The following is a 16,394-nucleotide window of genomic DNA, read 5'->3' as shown; positions in this document are numbered from 1 at the left end:
TCCGCCCAGGCCCTGCGCGCGCGCATGCACGATGCGGTGAACGATCCGCACCTGCGCCAGAGCTTCCGCGGCGCGATGGACTTCCTGATGGCCAAGCGGGCCGCCCAGTTCCCCGACCAGGACGAACTCGACTCCCTGCGCACCCTGTCGGAAGGCATTCGCCAGTACAGCCTGTCCAAGCTGCCCGAGCTGCTCGAACAACTCGAAGCCAACCTGACCCGCAACGGCGTCAAGGTGCATTGGGCCGAGACGCCCGACGAAGCCAACGCCATCATGCTCGACATCGCGCGCCGTCATTCGGCCAAGCTGATCGTCAAGGGCAAGTCGATGGTCAGCGAGGAGATCGAGTTCAACCACGCGATGGAGGCCGCCGGCGTCGGCGCGCTGGAGTCGGACATGGGGGAATACATCGTCCAGCTCGCCGGCGAAAAGCCGTCCCACATCATCATGCCGGCGATCCACCAGACCAAGCAGCAGATCGCCAACCTGTTCGCCGAGAAGATCCCCGGCGTCGATTACACCGACAACGTGGACGCGCTGATCCGGATCGGCCGCAACGTGCTGCGCGACAAGTTCGAGAGCGCCGACATCGGCCTCTCCGGCGTCAATTTCGCGGTGGCCGAGACCGGCACCCTGTGCCTCGTCGAGAACGAAGGCAACGGCCGCATGTGCACCACGGTGCCCAAGGTGCACATCGCCATCACCGGCATCGAGAAGATCGTCGAGAAGCTGGAGCACGTCGCTCCGCTGTATTCGATCCTCACCCGCTCGGCCACCGGCCAGGCGGTGTCCACCTACTTCAACATGATCTCCGGCCCGCGCAAGGCCGGCGACAAGGACGGCCCCGAGGAAGTCCACCTGGTGCTCCTCGACAATGGCCGCAGCCAGGCCTACGCCGACGAGCAGCTGCGAAAGACCCTGCAGTGCATCCGCTGCGGCGCCTGCATGAACCACTGCCCGGTCTATACCCGCATCGGCGGCCACGCCTACGGCACCACCTACCCGGGCCCGATCGGCAAGATCGTCTCGCCGCACATGATGGGCCTCGAGCAGACCCACCTGCTGCCGACCGCCTCCAGCCTGTGCGGCGCCTGCGGCGAAGTCTGCCCGGTGAAGATCCCGATCCCCGAGCTGCTGATCCGCCTGCGCGGCGAGGCCAATAGCGCGCCCCACGCCAACCCGGCGATGGTCGGCCAGGGCGCTGCCTACGACCCGAAGATCAGCTTCGTCTGGCGGATGTGGGCCCGCCTTTACGGCCGCCCCGCCACCTACCGGGCCTTCAGCTGGCTGGCCACCCGTTTCCGGGCGCTGACACCGCGCAAGCAAAGCGGCTGGACGGTGGCCCGCACGCCCTTGCAACCGGCACCGCGAAGGCTGAGGGACATGCTCAAGGACCGACGCTAAACCTGTCGCTGGGGCACGCCCCCGGCGCCCGAACCCACCCTGAATCGACAACATCCCTGCACCGGGAGGAGCCTCTGTGTCCGCTCTCATCGACGCCCTGCGCCTGCGGCTGCCCGCCGAGCGCGTGATTACCGACGAACTGCGCCGCCTTGCCTACGGCACCGACGGCAGCTTCTACCGCCTGATCCCGGAAGTAGTGGCGGTCGTCAATGACGAGGCCGAGGTGCGCGACGTGGTCGACCTGGCCCGCCATTACGGCCGCCCGGTCACCTTCCGCGCCGCCGGCACCAGCCTGTGCGGCCAGGCCGTCACCGACGGGGTACTGGTGCTGCTCGGCGAAGGGCTGGCCACCTGCCGCATCGGCGCCGACGGTGCCACCGTGCGCGTCGGTCCGGCCATCATCGGCGCCGAGGTGAACCGCCGCCTAGCCCCGCTGGGCCGCAAGATCGGCCCCGACCCCGCCTCGATCAACGCCGCAAAAATCGGCGGCATCGCCGCCAACAACAGCAGCGGCATGTGCTGCGGCACCGCCCAGAACAGCTACAACACCCTCGCCTCGGTGCGCGTGCTGCTCGCCGACGGCACCGTGCTGGACACCGGCGATACCGCCAGCGTCGGCGCCTTCAAGAGCAGCCATGGCTGGCTGCTCGAGCGCCTCGCCGCGCTGTCCGCCGACGTGCGTGCCGACCACGCGCTGGCCGAGCGCATCCATGCCAAGTACAAGATCAAGAACACCACCGGCTACAGCCTCAACGCGCTGGTGGACTTCAGCGACCCGGTGGACATCCTGGCCCACCTTATGATCGGCTCGGAAGGCACGCTGGGCTTCATCTCCCAGGTCACCTACAACACGGTGCCGGAATACGCCCACAAGGCCAGCGCGCTGGCCTTCTTCCACGACATGGAAACCGCCTGCCGCGCCGTGGCCGGCCTCAAGAACCAGCCGGTAGATGCGGTGGAACTGCTCGACCGCGCCTCCCTGCGCTGCGTCGCCCACAAGCCGGGCATGCCAGCCCTGCTGAAGACCCTGGCCGACGGCGCCACCGCGCTGCTCATCGAGACCCGCGCGCCCAATGCCGCAGCCCTCGACGAGCGTATCGCCGCGGTCCTCGCCGAACTGAACCTCTACCCGCTGATCGAGAGCCCGGCCTTCACCACCGACCCGACCGAGATCGAGCGCCTGTGGAACGTCCGCAAGGGCACCTTCCCGGCGGTCGGCGCGGTACGCAAGCCGGGTACCACGGTCATCATCGAAGACGTGGCGGTCGCAGTACCGGACCTCGCGGCCTGCTGCCTGGACTTGCAGCACCTGTTCGCCAAGCACGGCTACCACGAGGCGATCATCTTCGGCCACGCGCTGGAGGGCAACGTGCACTTCGTGTTCACCCAGGACTTCGGCATCGAATCCGAGGTAGCGCGCTACGCCGCCTTCATGGACGAGCTATGCACCGTGCTGGTGAACAAGTATGACGCCTCCCTCAAGGCCGAGCACGGCACCGGCCGCAACATGGCCCCCTTCGTCGAACTGGAATGGGGCGCCAAGGCCTACGGGCTGATGAAGGAGATCAAACAGCTCTTCGACCCGGAAGGCCTGCTCAACCCCGGCGTGATCATCAACGACGACGCCGAGGCCCACCTCAAGCACCTCAAGCCGATGCCCGCCGCCGGCCAGCTCTATGCCCCGGTGGACCGCTGCATCGAGTGCGGCTTCTGCGAGCCCCAGTGTCCGTCCCACGGCCTGACCCTGTCGCCGCGCCAGCGCATCGTCGGCTGGCGTGAGCTGTCCCGCCGCCAGGCCGCCGGCGAAGCCTTCGGCCAACTCGGCGACGACTACCTCTACATGGGCCTCGACACCTGCGCCACCTGCGGCCTGTGCTCCACGGCCTGCCCGGTGGGCATCGAGACCGGCGCCCTGACCCGTGCGGTACGCGGCGACCAGCTGTCCTCCGTGGCCCGCCAGCTCGGCCATGTGGCCGCCAACCATTTCGGCGCCACCCAGGCCCTGGCCCGCACCGCCCTCAAGGCCGGCCACCTGGCCGAGGCGGTGATCGGCACCAAGGCCCTGTCGCGCCTCACCGGCGGCGCCTGGAAGGAAGGCATGCCCAAGCCCCAGCCGGCCGGCCGCGCCAGGCGGACCGATGGCGACAAGGTGGTGTACTTCCCCACCTGCGCCGGCCGCATGTTCGGCGCCGACACGCCGGAACACGCCCTGTCGGCCACCGTCATCCGCGTGCTCGAACGGGCCGGCTACGCGCCCATCGTGCCCGACGACGTCAACAGCCTGTGCTGCGGCCAGTCCTTCGCCAGCAAGGGCCTCGCCGACGACGCCGACCGCAAGTCGGCCCAACTGGAAGCCGCCCTGCTGAAGGCCAGCAACAACGGCGAATACCCGGTCATCCTCGACGCCAGCGCCTGCTCCCTGCGCATGAAGACCTTCCTGGCCGAGCGCCTGAAGGTGTACGACCTGGTCGAATTCGCCCACGACGCGCTGCTGCCGCGCCTGATGCTGCACAAGAAGAGCGACCCGATCCTGGTGCACCTCAACTGCTCGGCCCGCCGCATGGGCTTCGAGGCCAAGCTCAAGCAGCTCGCCGGCGCCTGCTCCGAGCAGGTCGTGCTGCCCGCCGAGGTGAAGTGCTGCGGCTTTGGCGGCGACCGTGGCTTCGTCGTGCCCGAACTCAACGCCCACGCGCTGCGCAAGCTGCACGCCGACGTGCCGGCCGGCTGCTGCGGCGGCTATTCCAGCAACCAGACCTGCGAGATCGGCCTCACCGCCGCCACCGGCCTGCCTTACCGCTCCATCGTCCACCTGCTCGACGAATGCAGCGCCGAGGCGGTCCGCCTGGCGACCTGCTGACGCCGGCCCGCCCCCGTTTTCACCACAGATAGAAACGACCAACGCATTCATCAAAGGAGGAATACCGAATGCAACCCTGGATGCAGATCTATGACCCGCTGGGCAACCTCTGGTTGTCCTCGCTGGTCGCCGCCTTGCCGATCATCTTCTTCTTCGTCGCGCTGGCCATCCTGCGCCTCAAGGGGCATATCGCCGGCACCGTCACCGTGATCATCGCGCTGGCCGTGGCGATCTTCTTCTACAAGATGCCGGTGCAGATGGCCCTGGCCTCGGCCGGCTACGGCTTCCTGTACGGCCTGTGGCCGATCGCGTGGATCATCATCGCGGCGGTATTCCTCTACAAGATCACCGTAAAGACCGGCCAGTTCGACATCATCCGAGCCTCGGTCGTGTCGATCACCGACGACCAGCGCCTGCAGATGCTGCTGGTCGGCTTCTCCTTCGGTGCCTTCCTGGAAGGTGCGGCCGGTTTCGGCGCACCGGTGGCGATCACCGCCGCGCTGCTGGTCGGCCTGGGCTTCAACCCGCTGTACGCCGCCGGCCTGTGCCTGATCGCCAACACCGCCCCGGTGGCCTTCGGCGCGATGGGCATCCCCATCATCGTCAGCGGCCAGGTGACCGGCATCGACCCGTTCAAGATCGGCCAGATGGCCGGCCGCCAGCTCCCGCTGCTGTCGGTGATCGTGCCCTTCTGGCTGGTCGCCATGATGGACGGCTGGCGTGGCATCAAGGAAACCTGGCCGGCGATCATCGTGGCCGGCGGCTCCTTCGCCATCACCCAGTTCTTCACCGCCAACTACATCGGACCCGAGCTGCCGGACATCACCTCCGCGCTGGTCAGCCTGATCTGCCTGACGATCTTCCTGAAGAACTGGAAGCCGAAGAACATCTTCCGTTTCGACAAGCAGCACCACGCCGAACTGGGCGAGGACAAGCACTACAGCTTCGGCGAGATCGCCAAGGCCTGGTCCCCGTTCGTGATCCTGACCATCATGGTCACCATCTGGAGTCTCAAGCCCTTCAAGGCCCTGTTTGCCAAGGACGGCCCGCTGTACGCCCTGGTCTTCCAGTTCCCGGTGCCGATGCTCGACAAGCTGGTCATCAAGATGGAGCCCATCGTCACCAAGGCCACGCCCTACGCCGCGGTGTACAAGCTCGACCTGCTGTCCGCCACCGGCACCGCGATCTTCCTGGCCGCGATCATCTCGATGTTCGTGCTCGGCATGAGGTCCGGCGAAGCCGCCAAGACCCTGAAGGAAACCGTCGTCGAACTGAAGCGCCCGATCTACTCCATCGGCATGGTGCTGGCGTTCGCCTTCATCGCCAACTACTCCGGCCTGTCCGCCACCCTAGCCCTGCTGCTGGCCGGTACCGGCGCGCTGTTCCCGTTCTTCGCCCCGTTCCTCGGCTGGCTGGGCGTGTTCCTGACCGGTTCCGACACCTCGTCCAACGCGCTGTTCTGCTCGCTGCAGGCCACCACCGCACACCAGGTCGGCGTCTCCGACACCCTGCTGGTGGCCGCCAACACCACTGGCGGCGTGACCGGCAAGATGATCTCGCCGCAGTCCATCGCCGTGGCCTGCGCGGCCGTCGGCCTGGTCGGCAAGGAATCGGACCTGTTCCGCTTCACCGTCAAGCACAGCCTGGCCTTCGCCACCATGGTCGGCATCATCACCACGCTGCAGGCCTACGTGTTCACGTGGATGATCCCGTAAGCGGCTGAACTCTCTTCAGAACGGGGAGATGTGTCCCCGGGGAGCCTCGACGGCGGCCGTGCAAACGGTCGCCGTTTTTTTAGGCAGCCCCGGTTCAGCGCGGGGACAGCGTGACGAGGCCGAACCTCGCCGCCAGCTGGATCAACTTGAAATCGTTGTCCACCTCCAGCTTCTGGCGGATCGCCGTCATGTGGTTGGACACCGTCTTCTGGCTCAGATGCAGGGTCTCGGCGACGCTGGCGGTCGGCTCGCCATTGACCACCATGCACAGCACGTCGAACTCCTTGGGGGTCAGACGCGCCATCAACGCGTCTTCTTCCAGCGCCGCACTGGCCAGCGCCTGGGCCACGTCCGTGGACAGGAAGCGCCTACCGGCGGCCACCACGCGGATCGCCTCCAGCATCTCGTCCGGCTCGCTGCACTTGGTCACGTAGCCAAGCGCCCCCAAGCGGATGGCCTGCGTGACGTAGCTCGGGTTGTCGTGCATCGAGATCACCAGCACCTTCAGCCCGCGCTCCCGGGCCAGCATCCGCCGGATCGCGTCGAGCCCGCTGCTGCCGCGCAGATTGAGGTCCACCACCGCCAGATCGATCCCGCCCGCACTCAGGCAGGCGTAAGCCTCGTCGGCGGAGGCGGCCTCCGCCACCACCCGCATGTCTCCTTCGGCGTCGAGCAGACGCCGGTATCCGTTGCGGACCACCGCATGGTCCTCGACCAGCATGATCTGGATCATTTCACCCTCCTGACCCACCCATCATAGAGGGCGCGGCCGGCGTGCGGACCACGGCCCCCTCACGTCGGGAAGAATTCCCGGTGTCGCGGGGAGCGCTTCCCACGACGGCGCACGACATGGAATTCCATACTCCGCTCGGTCTGGCCCCCCGTCGCAGGGAGACGGCCCCAGGCATCGAACGACAACGAAGCGGAGACAAGAACCACCATGAAATCCCGACGCCTCAAACTCAAAGCCGGCCTGCTGGCCGTCGCCCTCTCCAGCGCCTTCGGCAGCACCGCCCACGCGACCGGCACCACGGTGAGCTGGGATGACATCAAGAACGACGACAAGACGCCGGGCGATGTGCTGACCTACGGCCTCGGCCTGAAGGCCCAGCGCCACAGCACACTGAAAACCGTCAATGCGAAGAACGTCGCCGGCCTCGTGCCGGTGTGGAGCTTCTCCTTCGGCGGCGAAAAGCAGCGCGGCCAGGAAGGCCAGGCGCTGGTGCACGACGGCGTGGTGTACGTCACCGCCTCCTACTCGCGGATCTACGCCATCGACGCCCGCAGCGGCAAGCGCCTGTGGGAATACGAGGCCCGACTGCCCGAAGACATCCGCCCGTGCTGCGACGTGGTCAACCGCGGCGCCGCACTCTACGGCGACAAGATCTTCTTCGGCACGCTCGACGCCGGCATCGTCGCCCTCAACAAGGACACCGGCAAGGTGGTGTGGCGCAAGAAGTGGGGCGACCACAAGGTCGGCTACACGATGACCGGCGCCCCCTTCGTCATCAAGGACCAGAAGAGCGGCAAGGTGCTGCTGGTACATGGCTCGTCCGGCGACGAGTTCGGCGTGGTCGGCTGGCTGTTCGCCCGCGACCCGGATACCGGCGAGGAAGTGTGGGCCCGCCCGATGGTCGAAGGCCACATGGGCCGCCTCAACGGCAAGGACAGCACGCCCACCGGCGACGCCAGCGCCCCGACCTGGCCGAAGGACAAGGACGGCAAGCTCACCGAAGCCTGGCACCACGGCGGCGGCGCCCCGTGGCAGACCGCCAGCTTCGACATCGAGAAGAACATGGTCGTCGTCGGTACCGGCAACCCGGCCCCGTGGAACACCTGGAAGCGCACCCAGGAAGGCGACGATCCGCGCAACTGGCCGAGCCTGTTCACGTCCGGCCAGGCCTACGTGGATGCCAGCACCGGCGAGCTGAAGGGCTTCTTCCAGCACACCCCCAACGACGCCTGGGACTTCTCCGGCAACAACTCGGTGGTTCTCTTCGAATACAAGGATCCGAAGACCGGCAAGCTCGTCAAAGCCTCGGCCCACGCCGACCGCAACGGCTTCTTCTTCGTCACAGACCGGGAGAAACTCACCAACGGCGCCGGTTACCCCAACAAGCCCACCTCGCTCATCGGCGCCTGGCCCTTCGTGGACGGCATCACCTGGGCCAAGGGATGGGATCTCACCACCGGCAAGCCGATCGAGACCGGCAACCGACCGCCCGAGCCGAAGGCCGGCGCCGACAAGGGCGACAGCGTCTTCGTCTCGCCGCCCTTCCTGGGCGGCACCAACTGGATGCCCATGTCCTACAGCCCGGACACCGGCCTGTTCTACATCCCGGCCAACCACTGGGCGATGGACTACTGGACCGAGCACCTGACCTACAAGGCCGGCTCCGCCTACCTGGGCCAGGGCTTCCGCATCAAGCGCCTGTTCGACGACCACGTCGGCACCCTGCGCGCCATCGACCCGAAGACCGGCAAGATCGCCTGGGAGCACAAGGAGAAGTTCCCCCTGTGGGCCGGCACGCTCACCACCGCCGGCGGGCTGCTGTTCACCGGCACCTCCGACGGCTTCATCAAGGCCTTCGACGCCAAGACGGGCAAGGAACTGTGGAAGTTCCAGACCGGCTCCGGCATCGTCTCCGTGCCCATCACCTGGGAAATGGACGGCGAGCAATACGTCGGCATTGCCTCCGGCTACGGCGGCGCCGTGCCCCTGTGGGGCGGTGACATGGCCGAGCTGACCAAGCAGGTCACCCAAGGCTCCTCGTTCTGGGCATTCAAGCTGCCCAAGATCGCGCGCTGACCCCGCCAGCGCCTTGCCCCGGGCCGGATCGTCTCCGGCCGGCCCGGGCTTTTTCTTCGCGACCCCACCGTCGGGAGCCCTTCCATGTACTGCCACACCAGCCTTCGCACGGTGCTGTTCGCCGTCGCCGCGGGCCTTCTTGCCGGCACCGCCCAGGCCGACGATCCGCCCGTTTTCAAAACCTGCGGCGCCTGGGCCCATGCCCGCTGCCAGGGCGCCGACCTGCGCCACGTCGATTTATCCGCCCGCGACCTGGCCGGCACCGACTTCACCGGCGCCAACCTGGCCCGCGCCGATCTGCGCGGCGCCAACCTCGCTGGCGCGATCTTCGACGGCGCGGACCTGAGCGGCGCGCGCCTGTCCAAGGCCAACGCCCCCGGCGCCTCTTTCCGCAATGCCAGGATGATCGGTGCCGATCTGGAGTTCGCCCGCATCATGCGCAGCGACTTCAGCGGCGCCGACCTCACCGCCGCCAACCTGGAGGCCGCCCGCGCCGCCTTCGCGTGGTTCGAGGGCGCCCGCCTCACCAACGCCAACCTGCAGGAAACCAAGTTCAGCACCACCAACTTCCGTGGCGCCAACCTGGAAGGCGCACTGCTGCGCTACACCATCTTTCCCGACTCGTCCTTCGAGGGCTGCACCGGCTGCCCGACCGACTGGTGAACACCATGCCCAAGCTCACCCTCAGCGCCCGCCTCGTCGCTCTCGGCCTCCTGCTCGGCGCGAGCATTGCCAGCGCCAGTGAAGTGGCGGACGCCAGCATCGTCGTGGACACCTCGGCGCTACCGGCCATCACCACGGCAGCCGGCGACGCCAACCCCTACCGCGGCAACCCGCGCGCCGCCGACATCGGGCGCCAAACCTTCAACCAGGCCTGTGCCCGCTGCCACGGCCCCGACGGCGACAACAAGGGCCAGGTCGGTCCCGATCTCCTGAAGCTCGACCGCGGCTGCTCGCGCATCGCCGATCGGACCATCCGCGAGATGTGCATCGTCGACAACGACCAGTACTTCCTGAAATCCGTGCAATACGGCAAGACCCGCGTCGGCGTCGTCCACATGCCGGCCTGGCAGGACGTGCTATCCCCCGCCGCGATCTGGACGATCCGGACCTTCCTCGAAAGCCGTTCCCGTCCGGCCGCTCCGGCACAGTCCCGCTGACCGCCTGCGACGCTGGGGCAGGCCATGCCGTCGGGATTGCTATACTGCCCACCCGCCCCATAGCCTCCCCGACCACGATGCACGAATACCTCGCAGCCAGCCGCTACATCGATTTCGACCACCCGCAGGTCAGCGCCAAAGCCGCCGAACTCGCCAACGGCACCAGCAACAAGACCGAGATCGCCCGCCGCTGCTTCGAGTTCGTGCGCGACCACATCCGCCACAGCTGGGACTACCGACAGAATCCGGTCACCTGCCGCGCCTCCGACGTGCTGCAGCACGGCACCGGCTACTGTTACGCCAAGAGTCACCTGCTCGCGGCCCTGCTGCGCGCCAACGACATCCCCGCCGGCCTGTGTTATCAGCGCCTGTCGGTCGGCGACGCAAACAGTGCCCCCTACTGCCTGCACGGCCTCAACGCCGTGTATCTCGACGGCTTCGGCTGGTACCGTGTCGACGCTCGCGGCAACAAGCCCGGTGTCGCTGCCGACTTCTGCCCGCCGACGGAAGTCCTCGCCTTCGCCCTCCGCCCGCCGCACGAATGCGACCTGCCCGGCATCCACGCCAAGCCGCTGCTGGTCGTGACCACCACGCTGGAACGCTGCACCGACGTCGCCGAAGTCATCGCCAACCTGCCCGACATCGCCCCCTGAGCGGCAGCGCCACATACCGCACGTTAACGCTCACACAAACAAACGCGGACAAACGCGGCACCTCCGTGCCGAAAATCGCATTTTTGCTATTTCCAGCTTGCGCGCCGCGGAACACCCCGGCAATCTACGTCCGAGCCGACACAGAATCGGCGCGACCAGCCCCAACGCGAGATGGACACGAATCATCAGGACCGCCTGCTGCACAGCATCGATCTGCTCCTCGACGCAGTCTTTCTCGTCGATGCCAGCGGCCGTATCGTCTATGTGAACGCCGCCAGCGAGCGCATCCTCCAATACTCGCCACGCGAACTCATCGGCCACCCGCTGATCGACTTCGTCGCCCCCGAGGACCGCGACCGGACCTGCGAAGAGGCCGCCCGCGTGATGGCCGGCCATCCCCGCGTCGGCTTTGAGAACCACTATGTGCGCAAAGACGGTAGCCGCGTGCACATCATGTGGTCAGCCTGCTGGTCGGACGCCGACAACATGCGCATCGGCGTCGCTCGCGATGTCACCGAACAAAAGCGCGCCGAAGCCTTCCAGGCGGCCACCTACGCCATTGCGGACGCGGCGCTCAAGGCTGACGACCTGGACAGCCTGTTTCCGCAGATCCATCGGATCATCGCCGAACGCATTCCACTGACCGGCGTCGCCGTTGCCACCAGCGATCGACAGAGCAAGCTGCTGAGCTTCCCTTACCAACAGGACCCGCTCGGCAGCGCCCCCCTCCTTAACGAGCCCGTCGCCCACCGCTACAGCCGCAATGTCATCGCCAGCGGACATCCACTTCTCGTCAGCGACCTGAACCTCCTGCCCCCAGGCGCCCCCGCCAAGGCAAACACCGCGTGGCTCTTCCTGCCTCTCGTCACCCGCCAGGACGCCATCGGCGCCCTGATCCTCCAGGCGAATGCCGGCACCTTCGATTCGCAAAAGGACCGGGAACTGCTCAACTTCGTCGCCACCCAGGTCGCCGTTGCCGTCGAGCGCGGGCAATTGAAAGCCGAACTCATACGCGCCGCCCAGTACGACGAACTAACCGGTCTGCCCAACCGCCGCCTCTTTCATGAACGCCTCGACAGGGCATTGGGGCGCAGCCAGCGCCGCCACGGCCGGATGGCCCTGCTTTACCTAGACATCGACGACTTCAAGAAGGTGAACGACACCCTCGGCCACGCGGCAGGCGACCTGCTGCTGCAGGAGATCGCCCGTCGCCTTGGCAGTTGCGTACGACACGTAGACACCGTAGCCCGCCTCGGCGGCGACGAGTTCGTGGTGATTCTCGAAGATCTCCACAGCCCCGCCGACGCAGCCCAGGTGGCAGACAAGATCCGCCACAGCCTGGCCCGGGAGTTCCCCATAGACGGCCTGGCGCTGCACACGCAAGCCAGCATCGGCGTGGCGATCCACCCCGAAGATGGGCAGGACGCCGACACGCTGCTGAGGCACGCGGATTCCGCCATGTACCTGGGCAAGGCGCTCGGGCGGCCACGCTGACCCGACACGGGGCGCAGGGAGCCGGGGCCATGCGTTCAAGCTACATTACTCAACCGGAAAGCAGACCAACACCAAGGAAGAGGTGGCCAATGCCCCTGCCACAGGCCTCGCGCCTCCTGACCTCCGCCCTGTTTCTTGGCGTCAGCACCTGCCTGACGGCGGCAGCGCCGACCTCTCCGGTGCTGCCGGCAGCGGTGAAATTCGACCCGATCCCGGTCCATGTCATCCAGCGCCCGCTGCCCCCCGGCCTGACCGCCGACGCAGCCCTGCGCAGCGGGCGCGTGAGCACCGGCAACTACGCCATGACCGCCCGCGCCAGTCGGCCGTGGCGCATCGCCTTCCTGTTTCCCCACATCAAGGATCCGTACTGGATCGGTTGCAGCTATGGCGTCATCAGCGAAGCCCGGCGCCTCGGCGTGGCCGTGGACATCCTGCCGGCCGACGGCTACAAGGACCTGATCGGCCAGCTGCGCCAGATGGAAGAAGCCAGCAACGGCCGCTACGACGCCATCGTGCTGTCGCCGATCAGCCTCGACGGCAACAATCCGTCGATCACCCGGGCCCGCGCGAAGGGCATCCCGGTGTTCGAACTGGCCAATGACAGCACCAGCGACGACCTGACGATCAAGATCACCACCTCGCTCCGCAGCATGGGCCTCGATGCCACCCGCTGGGTCATCCGCGATGCGCAGAAGCGTGGCCTCAGCGCGATCAACATCGCGCTCCTGCCCGGCCCGGCCGGTGCCGGCTGGGTCAAGGGCGAAGTGGAGGGCAGCCAGGAGGCCGCTCGCAAGGCGCCGATCCGCGTCAATATCGTGGACATCCGCTACGGCGACAGCGACCGCATCGAGCAATCCCAGCTGGCCGCACAACTCCTGGCAAAACACGGCCACAAGCTCGACTACATCATCGGCTGCACCGGCTGCGCGCCCGCCGCGCGCCTGCCCATCCATGAGGCCGGGCTCGACGACCGGATCCGCATCGTCGCCTACGACCTGACCCGCGAGATCGCCGGCCTCATCCGCCGCCAGGAGATCTTCGCCGCCGCCGACACCAAGGCCTTGAGCCAGGCCCGGGTCACCCTCAACGCCGTCGTCAATCACCTGGAGGGACGGGTCAAGACTCCGCCGCACACCTTGCTCGTCAAGCTGGGCATCGTGGACCAGAACAATCTGGACACCTACCGGCTCGACGAATCCATCGCTCCCGACGGGTATACGCCAATTCTTTCCTATGACCCGAAGCGGGAACACCCCTAAGCTGCCAGCGCCTTGCCCGTACGGGCCACCGCCCCCCCACGAGACTCTTCCGGCATGAGAATCCGCAAGCTCAGCAACCGACTGCTGCTCAGCGCCGTGGTCATCAGCACCGCGACGGCGCTGGCCTACATGTCGGCGGTGTCCCTGGTCATCAGCACCCAATACCGCGAACAGTCCCGCACCCAGCTGAGACAAGCGGCGGCGGTCATTTCCGAAGAACTCACGACCCGCCAGAACGGACTGCTCGACGCCTCCCGCCACCTGGCCGCCCAACACAATCTGGGCACCACGATCTGGTACCTGTCCCAGTATGCGGGTTCCGAGCTCGACCGCGAAACCCTGCAAAGCACCTACCGGCAGCTCGCGCAGGAAGTCCAGGAGGTACGCCACACGGCCCACGCGAGCAGCATCGCCATCTACGATGCAGCAGGCCACCTGATCAGCTTCTCCCGCATCGACGGCCGGCTCGAACGCACCGGTTTTGTCGAAAGAGAGCCTGCCCCGCGCCTCATGATGAAGGAAGGCACACCCGACGGTGACAATCGCGCAGTCATCCTGAAACCGACCCCGATCCCGCCGTCCATCCGTCCTGAGTTTGGCCAGCCCCTGCCCCAGAAGGAGGATGCCCACTACGCGCTGATCGACGACGAACTGTCGATCGAAATCAACGTCCCGATCATGGACCCCGCCCACGATGGCATCACCGGGAAGACGGCCCCCAGACAGGTCGGCCTGATCGCCATGACCCACCGCCTCGACCGGGGCTTCGTCCACGAACTGGCCCGGCGGACCGACACCGACATCAACGTCTTCACCACCGACAGCCTGCGCCACGGTACGCTGACCGCCTACCTCCAGCCGGACTGGAGCGGCCAGGCGCCCCCCGCCCATGGGGCCGCACCGGCCCTGGCGCTCAACGAGATCAGCATCGACGGCACCGGCTACTACCAGGGGCTGATTCCCCTCTACCGCGAAGGGCAGCCCATCGGCAGCATTGCCGCGCTGCGCTCGAAGAGCGTCGTCGAAACGAACACCTGGGAGATGATCCGCATCCTCGGGCTGATCGCCGCCGCCATCATGGCCTTCGTGCTGCCGCTGGCCTGGTACTTCTCCACCTCGATCTCCCGCCCGCTGACCACCCTCAGCCGCATCTTCCGGGGGGTCACCGACAACACCAATGCCATCGTCCAGGACGACGAACTGCTGCTGCTCGACAAGACCACCCTGGATTACGAACTGGCCGACCTGACCCAGAGCTTCATCGCCATGAACGATGCGGTGAGCCAGAAGATCCGCCAGATCAACGACATCAACGCATCCCTCGAAAACACGGTCAACGAGCGCACCGCCGCCCTCATCGCCAAGGAGCAGGAGTCCCGCACCCTCATCGAGAACTCGCCGGACTCCATCGCCCGCTACGACCGCGACTGCCGCCGCATCTTCGCCAACCCTGCCTTTTGCAGCACCGTCGGACTACGCCTCGAGGCCCTGCTCGGCAAGCGGCCATCCGAGGTGCCCGGCGGCAGCAACGCCGAAATCTACGAAGCGAAAATCCACGAGGTGCTCAGCGGCAGCGGAAACACCCAGTTCGAACTGAAGTGGCACAGTCAGGACGGCAGGGAGCACTGCACCCTCATCCACCTGGCCGCCGAGGCCGACGTCAATGGCACCATCACCAGCGTGCTGGCGGTCGGGCGGGACATCTCCGATCGCATCGCCTTCGAGGAGACGATCTGGAAACAGGCCAACTTCGACTCCCTGACCCAGCTGCCCAACCGCCAGCTGTTCCATGACCGCCTCGAGCACGAATCCCGCCTGGCCGACCGCAGCGGCCGTTCGATGGTGCTGATGCTGATCGACCTGGACCACTTCAAGGAGGTCAACGACTCCCTCGGCCACGACAAGGGCGACGTCCTGCTGATCGAGGCCGGGCGGCGTATCGGCGCCTGCGTGCGGGCCTCCGACACGGTGGCCCGCCTGGGAGGCGACGAATTCACGGTGATCCTGTCCTGCGTGGACGACATGGAGAGCGTCGAACGCATCGCTCACGCCCTCATCGACAAGCTCTCCAGCCCCTTCGTGCTCGGCGCCGACAAGGCCTTCGTGTCCGCCAGCCTCGGCATCACTCTCTACCCCAGCGACGCCCGCGAACTGGACATCCTGTTCAAGAACGCCGACCAGGCCATGTACGCGGCCAAGAACGCCGGCCGCAACCGCTTCAGCTACTTCACCCCCGACCTGCACGAGGCCGCCCAGAAACGCCAGCACCTCAGCAGCGATCTGCGCACCGCACTGGCGAACGGCGAGTTCCGGATCTTCTACCAACCCATCGTCGAGCTGACGAGCAGCCGGGTCTGCAAGGCCGAAGCGCTGATCCGTTGGGCCCACCCCCAACGCGGCCTGACCGGTCCGCTGGAGTTCATCCCGGTGGCAGAAGAAACCGGGCTGATCGTGCCCATCGGCGAGTGGGTCTTCAAGCAGGCCGCCCAGCAGGCCCGGAACTGGTGCAATCGCTTCGACAGCGACTTCCAGATCAGCATCAACACCTCGCCGGCCCAGATCCGCCACGACGGCAACGCCCTGGCCCACTGGCCGGAATACCTGGCCGAACAAGGCATTCCGGGGCACAGCGTGGTCATCGAGATCACCGAAAGCCTGCTGCTGCACGCCGAAGCCCGGATCAACAAGAAGCTGCTGGGCTTCCGCGACGCCGGCATCCAGGTCGCCATCGACGACTTCGGCACCGGCTACTCGTCCCTCGCCTACCTGAAGCGTTTCCACATCGATTATCTCAAGATCGACCGCAGCTTCGTACGCAACCTGGGCTGCGACGCCAATGACCGGGCCCTGTGCGAAGCCATCATCGTCATGGCCCATGCGCTGGGCCTGAAGGTCGTCGCCGAAGGCGTCGAAACCACCATCCAGCGGGACCTGCTCGTCGCCGCCGGCTGCGACTACGCTCAGGGTTTCCTGTACTCCCCCGCCCTGACCTCCGCAGAATTCGAACGCTGGGCCTGGTCCGTCAACGACGTCGCCGCCTGAT

11 protein-coding genes are annotated in these 16,394 nt (G+C 66.8%); 10 read left to right on the top strand and 1 reads right to left on the bottom strand.

From position 1 onward, the window contains the following. Positions 1 to 24 precede the first annotated feature (24 nt). From B4920_RS03915 to lldP, 3 genes are all read left to right on the top strand, one after another. Complete coding sequence (locus B4920_RS03915) at positions 25 to 1,404, top strand: LutB/LldF family L-lactate oxidation iron-sulfur protein (RefSeq protein ID WP_079433429.1); 1,380 nt, start codon at positions 25 to 27, stop codon at positions 1,402 to 1,404. A gap of 76 nt (positions 1,405 to 1,480) precedes the next feature. After that, entirely contained in the window at positions 1,481 to 4,261 is a 2,781-nt protein-coding gene (locus B4920_RS03910) for an FAD-binding and (Fe-S)-binding domain-containing protein (protein ID WP_079433306.1), read from the top strand. A 68-nt stretch (positions 4,262 to 4,329) separates the two neighbouring features. Continuing rightward, positions 4,330 to 5,976 (top strand): L-lactate permease, encoded by a 1,647-nt coding sequence (lldP, locus tag B4920_RS03905; RefSeq protein WP_079433305.1) that lies wholly within the window; start codon positions 4,330 to 4,332, stop codon positions 5,974 to 5,976. Positions 5,977 to 6,070: 94 nt separating this feature from the next. Here lldP and B4920_RS03900 read toward each other — a convergent pair whose 3' ends face one another. Further along, on the bottom strand, positions 6,071 to 6,709 hold the full coding sequence (locus B4920_RS03900; protein ID WP_173862635.1) for a response regulator transcription factor: 639 nt from the start codon (positions 6,707 to 6,709) through the stop codon (positions 6,071 to 6,073). Positions 6,710 to 6,916: 207 nt separating this feature from the next. Between B4920_RS03900 and B4920_RS03895 the strand changes: the two genes are divergently transcribed. From B4920_RS03895 to B4920_RS03865, 7 genes are all read left to right on the top strand, one after another. Beyond that, entirely contained in the window at positions 6,917 to 8,785 is a 1,869-nt protein-coding gene (locus B4920_RS03895; protein WP_079433304.1) for a methanol/ethanol family PQQ-dependent dehydrogenase, read from the top strand. An 84-nt stretch (positions 8,786 to 8,869) separates the two neighbouring features. Beyond that, positions 8,870 to 9,448: a pentapeptide repeat-containing protein gene (locus B4920_RS03890; RefSeq protein ID WP_079433303.1), complete on the top strand. Its 579-nt coding sequence runs from the start codon at positions 8,870 to 8,872 to the stop codon at positions 9,446 to 9,448. Between the two features lie 5 nt (positions 9,449 to 9,453). Next, positions 9,454 to 9,945: a c-type cytochrome gene (locus B4920_RS03885; RefSeq protein ID WP_139379413.1), complete on the top strand. Its 492-nt coding sequence runs from the start codon at positions 9,454 to 9,456 to the stop codon at positions 9,943 to 9,945. A gap of 77 nt (positions 9,946 to 10,022) precedes the next feature. After that, on the top strand, positions 10,023 to 10,598 hold the full coding sequence (locus tag B4920_RS03880; protein WP_079433301.1) for a transglutaminase family protein: 576 nt from the start codon (positions 10,023 to 10,025) through the stop codon (positions 10,596 to 10,598). A gap of 171 nt (positions 10,599 to 10,769) precedes the next feature. Beyond that, complete coding sequence (locus B4920_RS03875; RefSeq protein WP_079433300.1) at positions 10,770 to 12,092, top strand: GGDEF domain-containing protein; 1,323 nt, start codon at positions 10,770 to 10,772, stop codon at positions 12,090 to 12,092. Between the two features lie 89 nt (positions 12,093 to 12,181). Beyond that, complete coding sequence (gene torT, locus B4920_RS03870; RefSeq protein ID WP_079433299.1) at positions 12,182 to 13,351, top strand: TMAO reductase system periplasmic protein TorT; 1,170 nt, start codon at positions 12,182 to 12,184, stop codon at positions 13,349 to 13,351. Positions 13,352 to 13,405: 54 nt separating this feature from the next. Continuing rightward, entirely contained in the window at positions 13,406 to 16,393 is a 2,988-nt protein-coding gene (locus B4920_RS03865) for a bifunctional diguanylate cyclase/phosphodiesterase (RefSeq protein WP_216819741.1), read from the top strand. The last annotated feature ends 1 nt before the right edge of the window (position 16,394 follow it).

Source organism: Zoogloea sp. LCSB751, from assembly GCF_002028455.1.
GTDB lineage: Bacteria > Pseudomonadota > Gammaproteobacteria > Burkholderiales > Rhodocyclaceae > Zoogloea.
Note: the sequence above shows the minus strand (reverse complement) of the source record. Positions and strands in the feature narration are given on the sequence as shown.

Bases quoted from the DNA above. Each gene is read 5' to 3' on its own strand.
- B4920_RS03915 (WP_079433429.1), top strand. From the start codon at position 25: ATGCACGATGCGGTGAACGATCCGCACCTGCGCCAGAGCTTCCGCGGC.
- lldP (WP_079433305.1), top strand. From the start codon at position 4,330: ATGCAACCCTGGATGCAGATCTATGACCCGCTGGGCAACCTCTGGTTG.
- B4920_RS03900 (WP_173862635.1), bottom strand. From the start codon at position 6,709: ATGATCCAGATCATGCTGGTCGAGGACCATGCGGTGGTCCGCAACGGA.
- B4920_RS03895 (WP_079433304.1), top strand. From the start codon at position 6,917: ATGAAATCCCGACGCCTCAAACTCAAAGCCGGCCTGCTGGCCGTCGCC.
- B4920_RS03890 (WP_079433303.1), top strand. From the start codon at position 8,870: ATGTACTGCCACACCAGCCTTCGCACGGTGCTGTTCGCCGTCGCCGCG.
- B4920_RS03885 (WP_139379413.1), top strand. From the start codon at position 9,454: ATGCCCAAGCTCACCCTCAGCGCCCGCCTCGTCGCTCTCGGCCTCCTG.
- B4920_RS03880 (WP_079433301.1), top strand. From the start codon at position 10,023: ATGCACGAATACCTCGCAGCCAGCCGCTACATCGATTTCGACCACCCG.
- B4920_RS03875 (WP_079433300.1), top strand. From the start codon at position 10,770: ATGGACACGAATCATCAGGACCGCCTGCTGCACAGCATCGATCTGCTC.
- torT (WP_079433299.1), top strand. From the start codon at position 12,182: ATGCCCCTGCCACAGGCCTCGCGCCTCCTGACCTCCGCCCTGTTTCTT.
- B4920_RS03865 (WP_216819741.1), top strand. From the start codon at position 13,406: ATGAGAATCCGCAAGCTCAGCAACCGACTGCTGCTCAGCGCCGTGGTC.